This window comes from Natronospirillum operosum, assembly GCF_004768465.1.
GTDB lineage: Bacteria > Pseudomonadota > Gammaproteobacteria > Pseudomonadales > Natronospirillaceae > Natronospirillum > Natronospirillum operosum.
On the sequence record NZ_SRMF01000001.1, the window covers coordinates 1168007 to 1189857 of the forward strand.

A 21851-nucleotide genomic window follows, 5' to 3' on the forward strand; every position below is an offset into this window, starting at 1 on the left:
CTCATGTCTGGTGTCACTCCACCCTTCGCCGAACTGCATGCGCTGAGCAATTTCAGCTTCCTGCGCGGGGCCTCGCACCCCGAGGAACTGATCATGCAGGCAGCAGAACTGGGCTATGAAGCCCTGGCTCTGACTGATGAATGCAGTGTCGCCGGCGTGGTCCGGGCCTGGCAGCGCAAACGGCAGCAGCAGCTCTCCATCCGCCTGATTGTGGGCAGTGAGTTCCGGCGTGATGACCTGCATCTGATCGTGCTGGCCAGCAACCGCGAAGGCTATGCTCAGCTGTGCCGGCTGATCACCCGCTGCCGCCGGCGCGCGCCCAAGGGCAGCTACCAACTGCTGGATGAAGACCTGACGCCCGAGGCCCTGCCCGACTGCCTGGCACTCTGGTACCCGGCCGGCAGTACCGAGACCGGGCAGGACCGGGCAGCCTGGCTGGCCGCTGTTTTTCCCGACCGCCTGTGGATTGCGCTGCGGCATCACCTCAGTGCCGGTGACGACGCACGCTGCCGGCAGGCGCGCCAACTGGCCGCCGTCTCCGGCCTGCCACTGGTCTGTGCCAATGATGTACACATGCATACCCCGGAGCGTCAGATGCTGCAGGATACCCTGACCGCCATCCGCCACGGCTGTACCGTACAGACCGCCGGCTACCATTTGTTCCCCAACGCCGAGCGTCATCTGCGCTCCATGGAGCGCCTGCACAGCCTCTACGGCGAGGCCCTGCTGACCGAGTCGGTCCGCATAGCCCGCCGCTGCACCTTCGAACTCGACAGCCTGAGCTATGAATACCCCAGTGAGTTGGTGCCGCCGGGCATGAGCGCCGCCGACTACCTGCGCCAGCTGACCCGGGAAGGCGAGCAGCGACGCTACCCTCGGGGTACACCCTTGCCGGTGCAGGCCACGCTGCGCAAGGAGCTCCAACTGATCACCGACCTTGGCTACGAACACTTTTTCCTCACCATAGAAGACCTGGTCCGTTTTGCCCGCAACCGGGGCATCCTTTGTCAGGGGCGCGGTTCTGCCGCCAACTCCGCCGTCTGCTACTGTCTCGGCATCACCGAAGTGGATCCGACCAAGGCCACCCTGCTGTTCGAGCGCTTTGTCTCGAAGGAGCGCAATGAACCACCGGATATCGATGTCGACTTCGAGCATGAACGGCGTGAAGAGGTCATGCAGTACATCTATGTGAAATACGGCCGGCATCGTGCCGCACTGGCGGCTACCGTCATTACCTATCGCGCCAAGAGTGCCATCCGTGATGTCGGCAAGGCGCTCGGCTACCCCACGACGGATCTCGACCGGCTGATCGACGGTCTGGACCGACGCGACCGGGACAACCCCTGGTACGACCAGTTGCAGCAGCAGTGCCAGAGCCGGGAAGACAGGCTGGCGGCCCGCTTTGCCCGACTGGTGGGCGAGATCCGGCATTTTCCGCGCCATCTGTCACAGCATGTGGGCGGTTTCGTCATTGCTGCCGACAATCTGGACCGGCTGGTACCCACCGAAAACGCCGCCATGGCAGAGCGCACCGTCATCCAGTGGGACAAGGACGATCTGGAGGCGCTGGGCCTGCTCAAGGTGGATGTGTTGGCTCTCGGCATGCTGACGGCGATTCGCAAATGCCTGCAGTCATTGCAGCAGTTTCATGGCCGTCCGTTTCGGGTCGAGGATATTCCGCCGGATGATCCGGCCACCTATCGCATGCTGCAGCAGGCCGACAGTGTCGGGGTATTTCAGGTGGAGTCCCGCGCTCAGATGAGCATGCTGCCCCGGCTGCGCCCGAAAACCTTCTATGACCTGGTGGTGCAGATCGCCATTGTCCGCCCGGGGCCGATACAGGGGGACATGGTGCACCCCTATCTGACCCATCGGCAGGACCCGGACAGTGTCACCTACCCCAACGAGGCCATCCGCAAGGTGCTGGAACGTACCTATGGGGTGCCCATATTTCAGGAGCAGGTGATCGCCCTGGCCATGGCCGCTGCCGGTTTCTCACCGGGGGAAGCGGATCAGCTGCGCCGCGCCATGGCCAGTTGGAAACGCCACGGCCACATGGAAGAACTGCAGAGCCGACTGATACAGGGCATGCTCGACAATGGACACAGTGCCGACTTTGCTGACCGCCTGTGTCGGCAGATTCAGGGCTTTGGCGAGTATGGTTTTCCCGAGTCCCATGCCGCCAGTTTCGCGCTGCTGGCCTATGTGTCTGCCTGGCTGAAATGTCATCACCCGGCCGCTTTCTGCTGCGCCCTGCTCAACAGCCAGCCCATGGGCTTCTACTCGCCCTCCCAGTTGCTGCAGGATCTGCGTCGGCATGATGTCACCCTGCTGCCGGTGGACATCAACCGGAGCCACTGGGACCACAGTCTGGAGCCCGACCCCGAGCAGTCGTCCACACCCGCGCTGAGACTCGGTTTCCGGCAGGTGAAGGGCGTTAATCGGGAGCGCCTGCAGGCGGTACTGAGTGCCCGCCCGGAGGGCGGCTTCGCTGACCTGCTCGGCATCCGCAGGCTGAACCTGCTGCACCGGAGTGACTGGGCGGCGCTGGCCTCGGCCGACGCCCTGAGCGCCCTGGCCGGGCATCGCTATCAGGTACGCTGGGATGTCATGGGCCAGGTCGAGTCGACGCCGCTGCTGCAGTCCGAACTGTTCGGAGAAGAGCCGCTGTCTCTGACCGCGCCGGCAGAAGGCGAGAGCATTCTGGAGGATTACCACAGCCTGGGACTGACCCTGGGGCGCCATCCGCTGGCCCTGCTGCGCGAACGGGGGCATCTGCCCGGCGTGCTGACGGCCGACAGCCTGCAGGACGAAGGTCTGTCTCCGCCCTGTGCAGTGACCGTCTGCGGCCTGGTAACCGGCCGGCAGCGGCCCGGTTCGGCTTCCGGTGTGACCTTCGTGACGCTGGAGGATGAAACCGGCAATGTGAATGTCGTGGTCTGGCTCGACCTGGCCCGGCGCCAGCGCCAGGTGCTGCTGGCCAGCCATCTGCTCAGGGTGCGCGGCAAGCTGGAGCGGGAAGGCGATGTCATCCATGTGATCGCCCATCATCTGGACAACTGCAGTGCCTGGCTCAGCGAGCTGAAGGTCAAGTCACGTGATTTTCACTAATCGACTGACCCGCTTTCCGCCTGCTCGGCCTGGCGCAGGGTGCGATGGCCATAGACCAGCCGCATCACGGTGGTCAGCACGCAGAGCGCGGCAAAGGCTGCGGCGATGACGGGAAAATGCCGGGGCCAGATACAGAAGGCGACAAACACCAGTATGGTTTCCGTGCCTTCTGCCAGGCCGCCCAGGTAGTGCATGGACTTGTTCGGATAGGCCGGGCTCTCGATCCGGTGCTTCTCGGCCAGCGCCGCAAAGGCCAGAAAGCTGACCCCCGTGCCCACGAAGGACAGCATCAGCAGCAGTGCCCAGACGGTATTCGCCGGGTCGGCCAGGGCAAAGGCAAACACCACGGCCTGATAGAAGATGAAGTCCAGTGTGATGTCCAGATACCCGCCTGCATCCGAGGGCTGGTCCAGTCGGGCCAGTTCACCGTCAATGCCGTCGGCAACCCGGTTCAGCACAATGCAGATCAGCGCCAGCCAGTAGGCATTGAGCATGATCAGCGGCACGGCCAGAAGACCGATGGCAAAACCCGCCACAGTCACCTGATCGGCGGTCACACCACGCTCACGCAGCGGGCGCGCCAGCAGGCGCAGGCCCGGTTTGAGCACCGGCAGCACATAACGATCCAGCATCAGGCCAACCTCCCTTCCTGCAGCAGATAAACGGGGCCGTCACCGCAGTCCTCGACATCATGCGTGACCTGCAGTGCCGGTATGCCCCCCTCTTTCAGTGTTCCGAACACCCAGTCGCGAAACTGCCCGCGCAAGGCCGTATCCAGCTTGCTGAAGGGTTCGTCCAGCAGCACCGCACGCGGCGCCGCCATCAGGGTGCGCAGCAGGCTCACTCGCGCCCGCTGCCCGCCCGACAGGCTGGCCACATCACGGTCGGCATAGCCTTCCAGCCCGGCCAGGGCCAGATAGTCGGCAATTCGGGCCCGCCGTTCCTGGCGCGGCATGCCTGCCGACAGTGCAAACCCCAGATTCTGCCCCACATTCATGTGCGGAAACAGCAGATCGTCCTGATACAGCAGACCGATGTGACGCTGCTCCATGGGGTAGTTCAGCAGCGACTGGCCGCCCAGAACAACATCGCCGCTCAGACTGAACACCGGTGCCAGATCGCCCACAACAGCGGCCAGCAGAGTCGACTTGCCGCAACCGCTGGGCCCCATCACCGTGGTTACCATACCCGGTTCCACACGCAGCGACACCGGCTCGAACAGCTGGGTGCCATCGAAGCGGACCGTGACCTGTTTCAATTCCAGTGCCAAAACGCTCTCCTCGGAATCACTGTACTTGGATTGTTCATTGCAGGCGCATACCGCGGCGATGGCGGAAACACCAAGCCGGCACCAGCAGCGCCAGGCTGTAGATCAGCATCGGCAGCAACCACTGCGTCAGGGCATAGACCCCGACCAGGCGCCGATCGCCACCCCCGGCGATGCTGACGGTTTCTGTCGTCAGCGTCGCAAAGCGGCCACTGCCGACATAGAGTGTAGGCAGATACTGGGCCAGACTGACCGCAAACCCCAGTGCCGTCACATAGCACAGGGGCCGCAACAGCATGGGCCATTTCACCCGCGACAGGGCGCACCATTCACCACCGTGCAACAGCATGGCCTGACGCACATAGCGGTCATCAAAATTGCGGTAGGGCCCCGACAGACTGAGAAACAGATACGGCACCACGAACATCAGATGTGACCAGAGCAGCGCCAGCCAGTTGCCGTCCAGATTGAACCAGACCAGCACCACCTGAATACCGAACAGAAAGGCAATCTGCGGGACTATCAAGGGCACATAAATCAGCCAGAACAGCTTCGGGCCGGTAAAGCCTGGCCGCCGCCGGCGCAGCGTGACCTCGTGTTCCAGGCACCCCACGACCAGCACCAGTCCGATTACGGCGGCAGCCAGACCGGTCCACAGTGTCAGCCAGAAGGGTTGCTGCAGGCGCGTCCAGCCCCGTTCCCAGAAGCGCAGCGTCCAGGACTGCGGCAGCGGGTCCGGAAAACCCCAGCGAAAGGCAAAGCTCCAGACCACCAGCACCATGAAGGCTGCCAGGGCAGACCCGATCAGCAAGAGGCTCAGGCCTTCGGCCGGTCGTGCCAGCCAGTGCAAAGCGCTGCGGCGCTGCCCGGAATCCCAGTGCGGACGGCTCAGGCGGAGCCACAGTTTCTCGAGCAGCCACCACAGCCCCAGGCTGAGCACTGTCAGCACCAGCAACAGGGTGGCACCGGCACTGCCGGGCAGCCGGCGCAGGATGTCAGGATGATTGAACCAGCGGTCCACCAGCACCGCCAGCGTGCTCGGGGCACTGGGCCCGACGATCAGCGCCAGATCCACCACCGAGACACCGTAGGCGAGTACCGCGAACAGGGGCAGCCGCAGCAGCGGCAGCAACTGTGGCAGTATGATACGCCGCCAGGCCATGAATTCGGTATAGCCCAGACTGCGCCCCATCTGCAGCGACCTGCCTACCTGCAACTGCTGCAGCGCGGCCAGGGTCATGAAGATGATGAAGGGGGTCTCCTTGAGCGCCAGTACAAACATCAGGCTGATGGCCCAGGGGTCGCGCACCAGGCTGAAGATAGGCGGCAGCTCCCAGCCGGTCAAGGCCGGCGAAGCCAGCTTGATCAGCCAGCCCGAAGGCGCCAGCAGTGCCACTATGCCAATGGCGAACGCCGCATGCGGAATGGCCAGCAGACCGGACAGGCTGCGCCGCAGCCAGCGCAGCGTGCGCGAGCGCCAGGTCAGGGCCAGCAGCGTCAGCGCCGCCAGCAGCGACAACAGCGTCGACCCCCAGGCCGAAATCAGGGTATGACGGGCGGCGGTCGGCACACTGGGATGCGTCAGCAGGTATTCCCAGTGGGCCCAGGTCAGGCGTTCAGCCCCCAGAGCGGGCAGATAGCCGAACGCCGGCAGCCAGGTGCCGATGAGCCCGATGACCACCGGCACGATGAACACGGCTGCCGTCACGGCCGGAAAGGCGGCCAGGCATCTTCTCAGCATCTGTCTGCAGACCGGACTGGTTCAGCGGGCATAGCGCCGCTGCCACTCGTCCTCCAACAGGGGCACCCAGGTCGCATGGGGTTCCAGCAACACGGCTTCCAGCGCTTCGTCTGACAACCCCGCCGGCCCGCGCTCGATATCATCGAACAGCTGTTGCTCATCCCGACTGAGCTGATCTATCGCCAGCACCGTGGGGTCGCCCCAGATCTCGATATCGGCCTTGCGCGCCTGGGCTTCCGGCGACATCAGGAAGTTGGCCACCACCATGGCGGCCTCGGGTGCACTGGCATTGTAGGGTATGGCCAGAAAGTGGGTGTTGCCGATGGTGCCACCGGAGTGCACATAGGTGCGCACCGTGTCCGGCAGTTCGCCGGTGAGGATGGCATTGGAAGCATCGTTGGGGTTGAAGGACAGGCTGAGCAATATCTCCCCGTCGTTGAGCATCTGCTTCATCTGCGGGGCATCCTGCGGGAAGGCCCTGCCCTGCTGCCAGGCCACCGCATGCAGTTCATCGAGGAAGTCCCACAGGGGCGCCAGTTCCGCCGCCGGATCCTCAACGGCATTTGCAGACTCGTAGAACACCGACGGGTCATCCGTCAGTTCCAGCATGGCCTGCTTGACGAAGGTGGTGCCGTAGAAGCTTGGCAGCGCCGGATAGGTCACCCGGCCCGGGTTCTCCTGCGCAAAGGTCAGCAACTCTGCCATGCTGTCCGGCAGCGTATCGACCCGTGCCGAGTCATACATGAAGGTCAGTTGGGCCATGCCCCAGGGCGCTTCCATATTGTCGACCGGGGTCGAGAAATCCATGGTCAGGGTCGGCTTGTTGTCGAAATCCAGCAGCTCATAGTGCGGCAACCGATCGGTCCAGGGACCGTAGAGCAGGTCCTGTTCCTTCATGGCGCGGAAGTTTTCACCATTGATCCACACCAGATCGACCGAACCGCCTTCGTCACGCCCGGCCGCACGCTCGGCCAGCACCCGGCTGACCACATCACCGGTATCGCCCACCTTCACATGTTCCAGCACGATGTCGTAACGATCGGCTATTTCATCTGCTGCCCACAGCAGATAGTCATTGATCGGCTCGGAACCGCCCCAGGCATTGAAAAAGACCTGCTGGCCGCGAGCGGCGTCTTCCAGGTCATCCCAGGCAAGAGCGGCAACGGGCAGTCCGGCGGTCAGCACAAGGCTGGCCACCAATGGCATATGGCGTAGGGTTTTGAACATCCTGATAATCCTTAAACGGGTCTTGGTCATTTCAGCACCCCTCTGACTCTCTGCGCAAGCCAAGGTTCCCTGCCGAATCAGCAGGGGTACATTTCTTCAGGCCTTGGTCTGCAGTGCCTGTGGCAGGTCCGCAGGCGGGTCACCCGGGTTGGCGTAAGCCTTGCGCGCAACCAACTGGCCCCGATAGTAGCTGTCCAGTCCGGCCACACTGAGGATGTCATGACTGTCCAGGCGCATCCACCCGCCAGTGTTGCGTACATCTTCCGGCAGCCGCACTTCAGTCACCTCTCCCACCATCAATACGGTGCCATTGTACGCCAGAGTCTGCTCTTCAACCTTGCGCAGCCCGATACCAATCGGGCTTTCTGCAACATAGGGGGCAGCGTGACCATCCGAGTACCAGGGCGTCAGGCCCGTATGTTCGAACTCGGACTCCCCGGCGTCCCATTTGGCACTGGTATGATGCGCCGCATCGAGCATGGCACCGGTCACCAGATTCAGGGTGAACACCCCGGTCTGCCGGATGTTCTCGAACGAATTCCGGCGCACCGTCAGCGGCCGGAACAATACGGCCAGAGCTGCCGGGTTGGCGCCGACATGCAGCACCGAGTTGAAAATGGCCAGATTGGCTGCGCCTGCCGACGAAACAGACCCCAGCAGGTGTACCCCCTTGATCCCGCTGAGCAGGTTGACCAGATGTGCCCGCTCGCGCGACGGCATTGCATTCAGATCCTGTGCAGAAAGCAGCGGCATGACAGCAGATTCCCTGAACCGGTTGTGTGAGAGCTATCCATCAGATACAGCCTGAGGGGTTTACTGGATCAGTGTTACCCGGGTAACACCAGAGGTTTCCATAGGTAACAGATTAACCGTTTCTGACCCCGCATCACCATACGAAAAAATCATAACTTATTGTTTTTTCTAAATTTTTTAAAACTGGCACAGCACCTGCTATTACAGTAGTGAGTATCTGAAGAAGATATGAAGGCCCCAAAACAAAAACAACAACCGGGCGACCAGAGATTCCGGCGCTGCCCAAAAACAACAACAAGGCGCCGCGACAGTCGAACAGATACAAGAACAACAAAAACCGGTTCCACTGGTCCAAGTACTCAAGCCGGCCCTCGAGGCCGGCTTACTTCTATTCTGTTACCCTGCCCCTTTGTTACCCGCTGCTATCATTTTTTCGCGCACTCTGCCGATGCAGTGTCTATTGGCAGATCATGCCAGCTCACAGTAAAGTGTATATAACACAGGCACAGTGCAACTGTGGCACAGGGGGCCAGCATGGCCAAAATCGACAGTGTCGGCCGGATGCGACTGCCACCGGATTCCGGTATCCGGACGCAGGCTCATTCCGAGCGCGAGCATGCCACATCCGAGCCGGTCAAGCAGGCGTTGTCGGAATGGTTTCAGGTCATCCGTCAGGGTCACCAGGATGGCTCTGATACAGCCCTGACCCGTGCCCTGCAATCCATTCTCACCGAACGTGCAGAGCGGGGAGAGTCAATCCCCAGACTCCTCCCGCTGCAGGTGCTGTCAGCTCAGGGGCAGGATGAACGGCAGGGTTTTCGCTATCAGGTGCAGCTCGGCCAGGCCCTGCTGACGCTGAGCAGTCGCACGCCCCTGCAACCCGGCCAGACCCTGGCCGTTACTCTGAGTGAGCGCGGACCGGACCTGCTGGTACCACAGAACAGCACTCAGCAGCGACTGCTGCTGACACTGATACAGCAGCAGCAACTGACGCTGCTGCCAGCGCCGCAGCGTATTCAGTCCATCGCCCCCCTGCAGTCTCTCGGTGAGCTGTTGCGGACGGCTCCGACTCCGGTGTTTCTGCAACCCACGGCCAGCCCATCGCCACTTGCAGCCAGCCAGCCACTTGCAGCCAGCCAGCCACTTGCAGCCAGCCAGCCACTTGCAGCCAGCCAGCCACCTGCAGCGAGCCAGCCACCTGCAGCGAGCCAGATTCAGAGCGCGGTCAGCCCTGCAGCCAAGGCGCCAACGACGCCCTCGTCAACAGCCCAGTCGGGCGCGGCGGCAGTACCCCAGAGGCAAACGGCGGCGGCCAGTTGGCTGGCCCAGCTTCTGCCCGTGGCCCTGCAGGCATGGCGTGCGGCCATGCCAGCGGCACCTCAGCACCAGACTCCCCCGACCACCGGCTCCGTCAGCACTCAGGCCACCCCTTCCGGCCAGCCAATGCCGGCAGCTCAGACTGCAGCAGTGATCTCGGGAGCAGAAAGCACCCAGGCACCGACACGCGCAGAGCGTGCGGAGACTGTGCCACTGTCAGGCGCCCGTTCCGATGCCAGAGTCATGCTGAGTCAGCACTGGATTCCGCAGCTTATCGAGGCCACGCGTCAGCAACATGGCACCCTGACGCCGCAGGCACTGCGCGCCACCTGGCAGGGCTGGCAGCAGGCCGCTGCCGCGCGCATGCAGGAACTGCCCATGCCGGACCTGTCCCGCGTGACGCTGACGCCGCAACCAACATCGCCGTCAACTCAGTCCTCAGGGCCCATGGCGCAGCCGGTGCCGTTGATGCCTGCCGCCAACAGCCACAATCCACTGCAAACCACCCAGCAAGCGGCCCAGACTGTAACGACAGCACAGACGGCGCCGACAGCAACAACGCAGGCCGCACCGAGTGGAGCAGCCACCGGCCACCAGCCCGCCACAACCACACCGGCAGCAGAACCACCCACGGCGGAAAACCGCTCTCAGGCTGCGGCCCGGCCGGCGGATGCACCGGCGGCGATGGACCCGCTGCGTCTGGTGCCACTGCTTCGAATCAACTCTGCGCAGTCGGCAGACCAGCCCGCACCGGTCCGTGAAACACAGACTCGCGCCGTCCCGGCTGATGTCTGGCGTCTGGTGGCAGAACAGGTGCTGGATCAGCGTCTGCAGCAGTTGGGGCAGTCCGGAGCACCCACGCTGCAGGAACAACTGCAGCGTCGGGCCGAGCAGTTGCGCCTGCAGCTGACCACGACCTACTCCCCTGACCGGTTACGTCAGCAACTGGGCCAGCGTCAGGCCATGGGCGGCGAGAATACTGCCGCCAGCACTGCCGTACAGGAGCAACAGGCATTGCTGCAATTGCGCCAGACTCTGGAGCAGGTGGGGCAACAGCAACTGGTCCGCGTGCTGCAGTCGGTACTGCCGGATAATCCGGCCGAATCACCCAGACTGCTGCAGGGGATTCCGGTGATGTCGGATCAGCAACTGTTCTGGTTCGAACTGGAGCGGCAGACGACAAGGGAAGAAAACGCAGAGTCCGACGCGGCGCCGACTTCCCGCTGGGTGCTGGACCTGCACTTCCAGTTGCCGCCGCTGGCGCCTGTCTGTGCCCGCCTGAGCTGGCAGGGGCAGGAAGCCGGCCTGACGTTTCTGACTGATGACACGCCGACACTGCGGGCCTTCCACCATCATCTGGACCAACTGGAACAAAGACTGCAGGAACTGGGGCTGCCGGTGTCGGAGGTACTGTGCCGCTATGGGCTGCCCAAACGCGAAGCGAAAACTCATTCAGTGAGCAGTGGGCGGGAAAACGGCCACAGCCACAAGATCGATGTCCGGACCTGAGGCAATTATGGCGGAGCAAGAAAACAGCAGCGCGGCAGTTGCCCTGCACTATGATGGCGATCGGGCCCCCACCGTTCTGGCTTCCGGACAGGCTGCCATTGCCGAAGAGATACTGGCCATTGCCCGGGAACACGAGATACCAATCTATGAAAACCCGGACCTGGTCAATCTGCTGACCGCCCTGTCGGTGGGGGAAGAGGTACCACCCGAGCTGTATCGCATCGTGGCCGAAGTGATTGCGTTCGCTTTTTATATCCGCGGCATCGTCCCGGAAGACTTCCAGCCCGATGCCGTTTCAGAAGTGGAACCCTATCGTCGAACCTGAATCAGTGTCTTGAGGTCGGCTCCGGGCCCAGCCATTCGACCCGATACAGGTCCGCTCGACGGTCCTTCAGGTTGGTTACCGAGCCTTCATTGCGCAAGACCTTGAGCTTGTCCAGATCCAGATCCGAGAACATCAGCATTTCGGTATTGGGCGTTGTCTCGGACAATACCGAGTCATGCGGGAAGGCAAAGTCGGAAGGCGAAAACACCGACGACTGCGCATACTGCACATCCAGGCTTTCCACACTGGGCAGGTTGCCGACGCTGCCGGCGATGGCCACATAGCATTCGTTCTCTATGGCGCGCGCATGGGCGCACTGACGAACCCGCAGATAGCTGTTCTTGGTATCGGTCCAGAACGGCACGAAAAGAATCTCCAGCCCCTGCTGAGCCAGAATACGCGGCAGTTCCGGGAATTCGACATCGTAACAGATCAGAATTCCGATCCGGCCGGCATCGGTATCAAACACCTGCAGCCGGTCACCGCCTTCGATTACCCAGTCATTGCGTTCGTGCGGCGTAATGTGAATCTTGCGTTGCTCTTCCCAGGTGCCATCGCGCCGGCACAGGTAGGACACGTTGAACACCCGGTCGTCCTCCAGCAGCGGCATGGAACCGGTGATGATATTGATGTTGTAGGTGACCGCCATGCGCGACATTTCATTGCGGAACTGCTCGGTAAAGCTGGCCAGAAAACGGACCGCATCGGTCTGACTGGACTGATCGGTCAGCCCCATCAGCGGTGCATTGAAGAATTCCGGAAACAGTGCGAAATCACTCTGATAATCAGACAGGGCATCAACAAAGTACTCGACCTGCTTGAGCATCTCCTCAGCGGACTGCACGGCACGCATCTGCCATTGAACCGCACCCAGGCGCACACTGGACTTGCGCGTCTCGACCACCAGAGCTTCCGGCTCGTAGAAGATATTGGTCCATTCGAGCAGGGTCGCATAACCGGCGGACTCTTCATCCTCGGGCAGATACTGGCGCAGCACACGCTTGACCTGAAATTCGTTGCTGAGCTGGAAGCTCAGAATGGGGTCGTGCACTTCCTTGCGGCTGACCGCCTCGATGTATTGCGCCGGGTTCATCTCACCCCGGTACTGGTGATACTGCGGAATGCGTCCGCCAGCCAGTATGCCCCGCAGGTTGTACTGCCGGCAGAGCTCCTTGCGCGCATCATAGAGCCGACGCCCCAGCCGATAGCCGCGATAATCACTGTGAATCAGCACATCCAGCCCGTAGAGCGCATCGCCATTGGTCGACTGACCCTGAATACGCTCATGACTGTCGACAATGTCATCATAGGTATGCGGGTCGCTGAAGCGCGCGTAATCCACCAGCACCGTGAGCGCCACACCCACCAGTTGCCCACCATCCTCAATGCCCAACTGGCCTTCGGGGAACTCCCTGATCAGTTGGTCGATAGTATGCTGGGGCCAGGCACCGCCAAGGTCGGTGTAGACCTGGTTCATCAGGGCCTCGATCTGAGGATAATCGGCCCGCGTCAGATTGCGCAGGTTGAGATGCAGTTCTTCATGATCCATCAAGACTTAGGCCGTTTCCTGTTCCTGTAACAACGTCTTTTCCAGATAATCGGCAATGGCATCGGTATCACAATCGCCAATCACCGTGTTGGCGGCCTCTTTCAATGGCGACACCGCATTGCCCATCGCCACTGCAACACCCGCTATCTCCATCAGGCGGAGATCAGGCATCTCATCAGCAAATACCATCATTTCCGAGGGATGGGTCTGGAAGCGTTTGAGCACGGTAACCACGGTAGTCGACTTGTCTATGGAGCGCGGCACAATGTTGACCACGGTATTCTCGAGCACGGGAATGAAACTGAATTCGGGGAAATCATCGGCCCAGTCGATCAGGAAATCCAGTGGCTGCCCCTGGCCGTCCGCGGTCACCTTGCTGATCCAGCCGTAATCGATCTGCTGAATGGTTTTGAGCATCGAGAAATCGGCATGCTGCTTTTTGCGCAGTTCCTCTTCAGTGTACTCGCGGTTGGTGGCGAAATCCTCGCCCCAGCACTCAGCAGTAATCTGCACGGGCACCTCACTGTCAACCATGCGGCTGATCAGTTTGCGTGCATTGAGGCCCATGCAGGACATCTGCCATTGGTGGCCACGCGTGAACTCGTGCACCACTGCGCCGTTCAATGTAATCAGCGTACAGCGTCGCAGCAGTTCTTCCGGTACAAAACTGCGCACTGCCCGCACCGGACGGCTGGTGGCAATGATGAGCTGGTAACCCATGTCGTGCGCCCGCACCAGGCTTTCCAGCGTCCGCGGCCGCACCGTTTTATCCCGGGTCAACAGCGTAAAATCCAGATCCAGTACTATGGCTCGGATAGCTGACATTAACTTCTCCCGGCAGTTGCTGATGACCTTGCTGCACAGACATAATTTTGAATTGGAGGAGTACAGCGATCAGCAACCGCATTAAACTTGACTCGTCTGAGCCCCTCTATTCTGTCACAACGGCCCCACCGGTGCCACAGACAGCGTGCAAAGGCCGGTGAAAGAACCCCAGCGCATTAATAACCAAAAAGAATATCTCATAAGTTTTTAATATTTTATCTTTTGCTCCGACTACTCTAGCCTAGCGCTCTCATTCCTGCTGGAAGCCCGTCTGCATGACCTGGCAAGCGCTACTCACTCTGGCCGTCATAGTCAGCGTACTCGGCACCATGATGCTGACCCGAATTGCCCCACACTGGGTCATGATGGCAGCACTGACGGTACTCAGTGCAGCGGGCATCCTGAGCCCGGAGCTGGCCCTGTCCGGGTTCAGCAACCCCGGCCTGATCACTGTAGCCGCCATGTTCATCATTGCCACCGGCATGTATCAATCCGGCGCTGTTGATCAGGTGGTCCGGCATGCTCTGGGGCATCCAGGGTCTATCCGTGAGGCGCTGCTGCGGATCTTTCTGCCGGTCATTTCCCTCAGCGGCTTTCTCAACAACACGCCCGTGGTCGCCACCATGATTCCGGCCATTCGGGCCTGGTCGAAGAAAATCGGCATTTCGCCTTCGCGCCTGCTGATGCCACTGAGCTATGCGGCCATTCTCGGCGGCACCCTGACCCTGATTGGCACCAGCACCAACCTGATCGTCAACGGCCAGTATCAGGCGCTGACGGGAGAAGCCGGCTTTTCCATCTTCAGTATTACCTGGCTGGGCCTGCCGGTGGCCATTGTGGGTGGTTTTTTCATGTGGCTGGTGTTCCCCCGCCTGCTGCCGGAGCAGCCCAGCAAGGAACTGATCGAGTCCGTGCGCGAATTCACGGTGGAAGTGCGGGTTGATCCCCAGGGGCCTCTGGTCGGCAAGAGTGTGGCCGCAGCCGGTCTGCGCCACCTGCGGCAGCTCTATCTGGTGGAGATCGAACGCGACGACAGTGTAGTCACCGCCGTGCCGTCGGAAGAACGACTGCAGGGCAATGACACCCTGGTTTTTGCCGGTGAGACCGAGGCCATCACCGAACTGTTGCGTATTCCGGGTATTCGCCCCGCCAGTGAAATTTCGCCCGGCAGCACGCTGACCAAGGACCGTGAGGAACGGCGCCTGGTCGAGGCCGTGGTGTCGCCCAACTGTGACGGCATCGGGCAGACCATTCGCGACAGCCGCTTTCATGACCGCTATGGAGCCATCGTGCTGGCCGTGGCCCGCAACGGCAAGCGCCTGGATGGCAATCTGGGCCAGATCAAGCTGGCTCCGGGGGATGTATTGCTGCTCGAGGCGCGCCCGGCCTTCGTCAGCCGGCAACGCTATCAGCGCGATTTCCTGCTGATCAATGACCTGCAGGAGCAGGCCCCGCAGCATGACCGCCACCGCCTGGCCTGGCTGATTCTGGTGGGCGTGGTTCTCAGTGCTGCCACGGGTCTGGCTTCGATGCTGAACGCCGCGTTGATCGGTGCCGGGCTGATGATCGCGCTGAACTGCTGTTCCTTTGCCCAGGCCCAGCGCAGTCTCGATCTGTCGGTGATCATCACCATCGGTGCTTCCTTTGCACTGGGCAATGCCATGCTGGAAACCGGACTGGCGCAGAGCCTGGCCATGTGGACGGTGGAGACCAGCCTGGGCAAACCCTGGCTGCTGCTGATTCTGACCTATCTTGTGGTCTCGGTACTGACCGAGAGCATCACCAACAACGCCTCGGCCATTCTGATGCTGCCGATAGTCCTGGCGGTTACCGGGGAGGCCAACCTGAATGCCGAGCCCTTTGTGTTTGCCATCATGATGGCGGCCTCGGCCAGCTTTGCGACACCTCTGGGCTATCAGACCAACCTGATGGTCTATGGCCCCGGCAACTACCGCTTCACGGACTTCCTGCGCCTCGGGCTGCCGATGAATCTGATTGTCGGTGCCACCGCCGTCTCGCTGATTCTGTGGCGCATGCCGCTGGCGGCCTAGTAGCGAGGGACGCAAGTCCCGATAATGAGGCGCAAGCCGAATCCGGAGCGAGGGACGCAAGTCCCGATAATGAGGCGCAAGCCGAATCCGGAGCGAGGGACGCAAGTCCCGATAACGCGATGCCCAACCAGAAAGTGCCACCTACCGTCGCCACACGGTACAGGCCCTGTTAGTCCGACCTGGTCGCCAAGGCCGCCTGATGGCGGGGTATGCTGACCGCAGACACGCAAAAAACGTCATCCATGACAGCTCGAACACGGCCGTGCACGGTCTGCGGCTCAACGCACCACCGCCCGGCGGCCGCGCTGCCAACGCCTCCCTGGGAGCGCACTCCGTGCGCGTTTTTGGACCCAGCACGCAGTCCGACCAGCCAGCAACCCGCGAACTGTGGCGCCTTGTTTGTAGGCGGTGGCCCTTGGCCACGCATGCGTGAGTAAGCCCCAAAACGTCGGACCGCACGGCCTGCAGAAAAGCCTCTGTTGTAGCGAGCGACGCGAGTCGCGATGGGCGGCGCAGCCGCCCCTTCGTTCAGGGCCTGTGGCCCTGGTCGGGACTTGCGTCCCTCACTACAGGTTCTGGTTTGTCGGGACTTGCGTCCCTCACTACAGGCCCCTTGCTACATGAGAGTTCGAAGGCAGGAGTGGTGCGGCCGCCGCGCGGCGGCATTCCTAGGAAACGTACCCGGGCCTGAGGCTCTTTGCCGGAACTTTCCTGCAGGCAAAAAAAAGCCGCATCCTTTCGGATGCGGCCGGTATCTGGTGGAGCTAAGCGGGATCGAACCGCTGACCTCCTGCATGCCATGCAGGCGCTCTCCCAGCTGAGCTATAGCCCCAGATCTCTGAGATGGCGCGTATAATAGAGAGGCAGTGCCCGGGTGTCAACCACTTTTTTCAGCAATTTCAAAGGGTTGCACTGCCCGCTCTGACGCCGTCTGCAGCGCTCTTCAGACAGCCGTCTCAGACCTTCCAGCCACGAACCGTCTCGAAGCCGTGCTCCTTGATCCATTCGTCCAGAGTCTTCGGGTTGCGCTTGATCTTCTCGATTTTTTCACCGGTCTTCGGGTTCTTGTAGGTACCCACTTCCAGCTTGGGACCCTTGTTGGCCTTCTTGGCCGGGCTCTTGCGAGTGGTGCCTTCACGGGCAATAACGCGGGCGAAATAGGCTTTCAGTTCGTTATAGACTTCCGGCCGCTCGCCAAGCTTGCTCAGTGATTTAACCCAGTCGACAATATAGTCACCCTGCGACAGAAACAGCTCTTCGCGCGAAACACCGAAATCACGGCAAACTTTCTGAATGTCGTTCTCGAATGCAGTAAAACCTTCCAGCTTTTTCGCCTGGGCGGCGCGTTCGGCTTCCAGTTTTTCGATTTCCGACTTGAATGCTTCAATCTTCTTGTCAATTTCCTGTACAAACATCGAGTGTTTACTCCTGTTATGGATTATGGCCTGATAAATTCTTCATGAAATATGTGCAGACCCGGCCCATAGTTAATTAATGAACCCGGCAGCACTATATACTGGCTATAGCTTACTATAGTTTACTGTGTTAGCACGATACAAATAGCAGAGGAAAATATCAAAAGCAAAATATTTATAAACGATTTTCTGAACACAGGTCTCGTTTTTGAAATAATTTTAAAAGCCCGAATAGCAACATGCCATTCGGGCTTTCGAACCGGATACAACAGACGTCAGATTTGACTGCGCGGTTTCATGTGCGGAAACAGAATGACATCCTTGATGGTCGGCGCATCGGTAAAGAACATGACCAGCCGGTCTATGCCAATGCCCTCCCCCGCCGTCGGCGGCAGACCATATTCCAGCGCCGTCACGAAGTCTTCATCATAGAACATGGCTTCGTCATCACCGGCCTCTTTCTCGGCCACCTGAGCCTTGAACCGTTCTGCCTGATCCAGCGGATCATTGAGCTCGGAAAAGCCGTTGGCCACTTCGCGGCCACCGAGGAAGAACTCGAAGCGGTCGGTTACGCTGGGGTCATCATCACAGCGGCGTGCCAGAGGTGATACTTCGGCCGGATAGCGGGTAATGAATACCGGTCCCTGCAACTGCTCTTCCACGGTATGCTCGAACAGTTCGGTCAGCACCTTGCCGTCGCCCCAGGGCGCCTTCACACTGACACCCTTGCGCTGGGCCGCAGCGCGCAGGCGAGCCGAATCGGTCAGTTCATCAAGGGTCAGATCGGCGTTGTACTTGAGTACCGCATCCTCCATTGACAAGCGCTCGAACGGCTGTCCCAGGTCATATTCCTCACCCTGATAAGACAGTGTGGTTGAGCCCAGCACACTGCGCGCCATACCGCGCAGCATATCTTCGGTAAGGTCCATCAGATCCCGATAGTCGGCAAAGGCCTGATAGAACTCCAGCATGGTGAATTCCGGATTATGCCGTGTCGAAACACCCTCGTTGCGGAAATTGCGGTTGATTTCGAATACACGCTCCAGCCCACCCACGACCAGACGCTTGAGATAGAGTTCCGGCGCAATGCGCAGGTACATATCAATATCCATGGCATTATGGTGGGTAATAAAGGGACGTGCGGTGGCGCCGCCCGGAATTACCTGCAGCATGGGTGTTTCCACTTCCATAAAGCGGCGCTCGGAGAAATAGGCTCGGATAAACTCGATCATGCGGGCCCGTATCTGAAACGCATCGCGTGTCTTCTCGTTGACTATCAGGTCCACATAACGCTGGCGATATTTGGCTTCCTGATCGGCCAGACCCTTGTGCTTTTCGGGCAGCGGTCGCAGAGTCTTGTTCAGCATCCGGGGTTCCGACATGTCGACATAGAGATCGCCCTTGCCGGATTTCTGCAATGTGCCACGGGCTCCGACCCAGTCACCCATATCCCATTTCTTGAGCTGCCCGAGCGTGTCCTTGTCCAGCGCCTTGCGGTTCACATAGAGTTGAATCCGCCCCGTCATGTCCTGCATGACCATAAAGGCCCCGCGATTGAGCATGATACGACCGGCCACACAGACCGGAATCTGCAGCTCGGCCAGCTCTTCCTTGGTTTTGTCGCCATACTCGGCCTGCAGATCGGCCGCATAATGTTCGCGCCGAAAATCACTCGGATAGGCGTTGCCAGAGGCTTTCAGCGCCTCCAGTTTCTCCCGTCGCTGAGCAATCAACTGGTTCTCTTCCTGCAGGGCGTTGTGCGCTTCTTCAGTCATGAATGGGTTCCCGGATTACAAACCTTTTTTCAGTGATGCTTCGATAAAGGGGTCCAACTGGCCGTTGAGGACCGCCTGGGTGTTGCGGGTCTCGACCCCGGTGCGCAGATCCTTGATGCGGGCATCATCCAGCACATAGGAACGGATCTGACTGCCCCAGCCGATATCCGACTTGGATTCCTCGACCTCGGCCGCCGCCTCGTTGCGCTTCTGCAGTTCCAGCTCATAGAGCTTGGCCCGCAGTTGTTTCATGGCCTGGTCCTTGTTCGCATGCTGTGACCGACCCTGCTGACACTGAGTGACCACACCGGTCGGCAGGTGGGTGATGCGCACTGCAGACTCGGTCCGGTTGACGTGCTGCCCCCCGGCGCCGGAAGCCCGATAGACATCAACCCGCAGATCGGCCGGATTGACGTCGATCTCGATGTTGTCATCGACCTCGGGCGATACAAAGACGGAGGCAAAGGAGGTATGGCGACGGCCACCGGAATCGAAGGGTGACTTGCGCACCAGGCGATGCACACCGGTTTCAGTGCGCAGCCAGCCGAAGGCGTACTCGCCCTGTACATGGACGGTGGCGCTCTTGATACCGGCCACTTCGCCGGGCGAGGCTTCCATCAGCTCTGCCTTGAAGCCTTTTTCCTCACACCAACGCAGATACATGCGCAGCAGCATTTCGGCCCAGTCCTGGGCTTCGGTACCGCCGCTGCCGGCCTGAATTTCGACAAAGGCCGGGCGCGCATCCATCTCGCCGCTGAACATGCGACGGAACTCCAGGTCCTCCAGTATTCTCAGCAGCTTCTGAAGGTCCTTTTCCACCTCGGCCAGGGTGTCTTCATCATCCTCTTCCACAGCCAGATCCAGCAGGTCGGTCATGTCACCGGTGCCCTGCGTCAACTGCTCGATGGATTTGACACTGTTCTCCAGTGCAGCCCGCTCCTGACCCAGTTGCTGGGCATGGTCGGGATCATTCCAGACTTCGGGCTGGCCAAGTTCAAGCTCTACTTCTTCCAGACGTTCTTTCTTCTGGTCGAAGTCAAAGATACCCCCTAAGCACGTCGGTGCGTGCACGGATGTCCTTGATGGTTTCTTTTACGGCGTTGATTTCCACAAACTCACTCCTGTGTTGCGGGGAGTCATCAAAAATGGGCGAGGTAGTCTAGCAGAGTTGTGGCGTTGATGGCAGGCCAATCAGGGCGCCCGTCGGCGCGCATTCAGATCAGCTCGGCGGGCACCTCGGCGCGAATGATCAACTGCGGAGCCTTCTGACCGCGAAACTCGTTCACCGCCAGTTCGTAGACCAGGCTGACCACCTCGGGCAGACTGGTTTCGGGGTCAAGCGGGCAGAAAAACCAGATGGCATCCAGAGTTCTGTTGTCGTCCTCCGGCTGCAGCACCAGCTTCAGGTGGCGCCCGCCCAGCCAGCGCTGCTGCACCACTCTGAAGGCGTTGCAGAACAGCGGCAACGGACAGCCCTGCCCCCAGGGCCCGAGACGCGTCAGTTCTTCCGCCTGCTGCAGGCCGAACTGCTCGCCGTTCAGGCTGCCATCCACCGTCAGTTCCGCCACCCAAGCCTCCTCCGGTACCAGAGCCGCAGCCGCATCCTGCAGGCGGCTGCGCAGGCGCGGCAGACTGTCCTCTTCCAGACTCAGGCCGGCGGCCATGGCATGCCCGCCAAACTGGCGGATCAGACCGGGCTCGCGCGCATCCACCCAGGCCAGCAGATCACGGATATGCACCCCGGGGATAGAGCGCGCAGAGCCTTTCCACAGACCATTGTCACCCTGACACAGGGCCACAACCGGCTTCTGCAGCCGCTCCTTGAGACGGCCCGCCACCAGGCCGACAATGCCTTCATGCCAGTCTGCATGCCAGAGCACACGCACCCGGGCCGGCTCGGCACTGTCCTCCGCCCCCTGCTGCTTGAGCAGCCCTTCTGCCTGCACCAGCAGCCCGGTGGCCTGATCGACCATCCGGTTCTGTACCTGTTTGCGGGCCTGGTTGAACTCCTCCAGCATGGCTGCCAGAGCACGGGCATCTTCCATGCTGTCGGTCAGCAGACAGGCCACGCCGATCGTCATGTCATCCATGCGACCGGCGGCATTGAGTCTGGGACCCAGTACAAAGCCCAGATCCTGGCTGGTCAGCCGGGTCGGGTCACGCCCGGCGGCTTCCAGCAGCGCCAGTATACCCGGGCGGGCGGCACCGGCGCGCAGCCGCCGCAGGCCCTGTTCGACCAGAATGCGGTTGTTGCCATCCAGCGGCACCACATCGGCGATGGTGGCCAGGGCCACCAGATCAAGATAGTCCGCCAGATTGGGCGCTTCACGTCCCTGTTCGGTCAGCCAGTCGGCCGCCAGCCGGCGCAGCACCAGCAGCACATAGAAGGCCACCGTGCAGCCGCAGGCGACCTTGCTGGGAAAGGCACAGCCGGGCTGATTGGGGTTGACCACGGCATCGGCGCTGCAAGGCTGGTCACCGGGCAGATGATGGTCGGTGACGATCACACGCATGCCGAGGGCCTGGGCGGCAGCAATGCCGGCATGGCTGGCAATGCCGTTGTCGACTGTGATCAGCAACCGGGGCAGTTCGGGCGACTGCGCCTGCACGGCCTCCACAACCGCCGGTGACAGACCATAGCCCTGGGTAAAACGACTGGGAATGAAGTAGTCGACCTGCGCCCCGAAGCCATCGCGCAGCGCCCTGACCATCAGTGCTGTCGAGGCGGCGCCGTCGACATCATAGTCACCCACGATCACCATGGGCACACCGGCCTGCAGGGCGTCGAGAAGCAGACGCGCCGCCGCTTCGGCATCCTTCAGATCATCCGGTGGCAGCAGCTCGGCCAGACGCAGGGTATCCGCCGGGCCGCTGAGCCCCCGGCTGGCCAGCAGACGGCAACTGAGTGGGCTGTAACCCGCCAGCGCCGGCACCTGATCGGGTACCGGTCGTTGACGAATACGCTCTACTCTCATGGCGTGCCCTC

15 protein-coding genes and 1 tRNA gene are annotated in these 21851 nt (G+C 61.0%); 4 read left to right on the forward strand and 12 right to left on the reverse strand.

The features are described from left to right. Positions 1-3: 3 nt before the first annotated feature. The gene (locus E4656_RS05445) at positions 4-3111 is read left to right on the forward strand and encodes an error-prone DNA polymerase (protein ID WP_135481842.1); all 3108 of its coding nucleotides are present in this window, start codon (positions 4-6) and stop codon (positions 3109-3111) included. Here E4656_RS05445 and E4656_RS05450 read toward each other — a convergent pair. The 5 genes from E4656_RS05450 to E4656_RS05470 all read right to left on the reverse strand — a co-directional run bounded on the left by E4656_RS05450 (position 3108) and on the right by E4656_RS05470 (position 8099). Beyond that, a complete protein-coding gene (locus tag E4656_RS05450; protein ID WP_135481844.1) occupies positions 3108-3743 on the reverse strand; it encodes a CDP-alcohol phosphatidyltransferase family protein in 636 nt (211 codons plus the stop codon). The genes E4656_RS05445 and E4656_RS05450 overlap by 4 nt on opposite strands. Beyond that, positions 3743-4381, reverse strand: coding sequence for an ATP-binding cassette domain-containing protein (locus E4656_RS05455; RefSeq protein WP_135481846.1), 639 nt, complete (start codon positions 4379-4381; stop codon positions 3743-3745). Before E4656_RS05455 ends, E4656_RS05450 begins: the two co-directional genes overlap by 1 nt. Before the next feature lie 34 nt (positions 4382-4415). Next, positions 4416-6119 carry an ABC transporter permease gene (locus E4656_RS05460; protein ID WP_135481847.1) on the reverse strand — a complete coding sequence of 568 codons (1704 nt, stop codon included), beginning with the start codon at positions 6117-6119 and terminating at the stop codon, positions 4416-4418. Positions 6120-6140: 21 nt separating this feature from the next. Then, positions 6141-7346: an ABC transporter substrate-binding protein gene (locus tag E4656_RS05465; RefSeq protein ID WP_135481849.1), complete on the reverse strand. Its 1206-nt coding sequence runs from the start codon at positions 7344-7346 to the stop codon at positions 6141-6143. A 96-nt stretch (positions 7347-7442) separates the two neighbouring features. Next, on the reverse strand, positions 7443-8099 hold the full coding sequence (locus tag E4656_RS05470) for a flavin reductase family protein (protein ID WP_135481851.1): 657 nt from the start codon (positions 8097-8099) through the stop codon (positions 7443-7445). 534 nt (positions 8100-8633) lie between these two features. Between E4656_RS05470 and fliK the strand changes: the two genes are divergently transcribed. Together fliK and E4656_RS05480 are read left to right on the forward strand one after the other, a co-directional pair. Beyond that, a complete protein-coding gene (gene fliK, locus E4656_RS05475) occupies positions 8634-10925 on the forward strand; it encodes a flagellar hook-length control protein FliK (protein ID WP_135481852.1) in 2292 nt (763 codons plus the stop codon). 7 nt (positions 10926-10932) lie between these two features. After that, positions 10933-11250: an EscU/YscU/HrcU family type III secretion system export apparatus switch protein gene (locus E4656_RS05480; protein WP_205849101.1), complete on the forward strand. Its 318-nt coding sequence runs from the start codon at positions 10933-10935 to the stop codon at positions 11248-11250. 1 nt (position 11251) lies between these two features. Here the strand turns inward: E4656_RS05480 and E4656_RS05485 are convergent, their stop codons facing one another. Next, positions 11252-12799 carry a carbon-nitrogen hydrolase family protein gene (locus E4656_RS05485; protein ID WP_135482296.1) on the reverse strand — a complete coding sequence of 516 codons (1548 nt, stop codon included), beginning with the start codon at positions 12797-12799 and terminating at the stop codon, positions 11252-11254. 6 nt (positions 12800-12805) lie between these two features. Continuing rightward, complete coding sequence (locus tag E4656_RS05490) at positions 12806-13624, reverse strand: HAD hydrolase family protein (protein ID WP_135481854.1); 819 nt, start codon at positions 13622-13624, stop codon at positions 12806-12808. 275 nt (positions 13625-13899) lie between these two features. Here E4656_RS05490 and E4656_RS05495 point away from each other — a divergent pair, with 275 nt between their 5' ends. Continuing rightward, positions 13900-15675 (forward strand): SLC13 family permease, encoded by a 1776-nt coding sequence (locus E4656_RS05495; protein WP_135481855.1) that lies wholly within the window; start codon positions 13900-13902, stop codon positions 15673-15675. A 756-nt stretch (positions 15676-16431) separates the two neighbouring features. On the opposite strand, the gene E4656_RS05500 is transcribed toward E4656_RS05495, so the two are convergent. From E4656_RS05500 to recJ, 5 genes are all read right to left on the reverse strand, one after another. Then, a tRNA-Ala gene (locus tag E4656_RS05500) sits at positions 16432-16507 on the reverse strand. A 124-nt stretch (positions 16508-16631) separates the two neighbouring features. Continuing rightward, positions 16632-17090, reverse strand: coding sequence for a hypothetical protein (locus E4656_RS20600; RefSeq protein ID WP_135481857.1), 459 nt, complete (start codon positions 17088-17090; stop codon positions 16632-16634). A gap of 275 nt (positions 17091-17365) precedes the next feature. Beyond that, the gene (gene lysS / locus E4656_RS05510) at positions 17366-18865 is read right to left on the reverse strand and encodes a lysine--tRNA ligase (protein WP_135481859.1); all 1500 of its coding nucleotides are present in this window, start codon (positions 18863-18865) and stop codon (positions 17366-17368) included. A 15-nt stretch (positions 18866-18880) separates the two neighbouring features. After that, positions 18881-19976, reverse strand: a protein-coding gene (gene prfB / locus E4656_RS05515; protein ID WP_135481861.1) for a peptide chain release factor 2 whose coding sequence is annotated in 2 segments (ribosomal slippage) — positions 18881-19903 and positions 19905-19976 — 1095 coding nt in all. Because the reading frame shifts where the segments join, the coding sequence is not laid out codon by codon here. 103 nt (positions 19977-20079) lie between these two features. Further along, the gene (gene recJ, locus E4656_RS05520) at positions 20080-21840 is read right to left on the reverse strand and encodes a single-stranded-DNA-specific exonuclease RecJ (protein ID WP_135481863.1); all 1761 of its coding nucleotides are present in this window, start codon (positions 21838-21840) and stop codon (positions 20080-20082) included. Positions 21841-21851 lie beyond the last annotated feature (11 nt).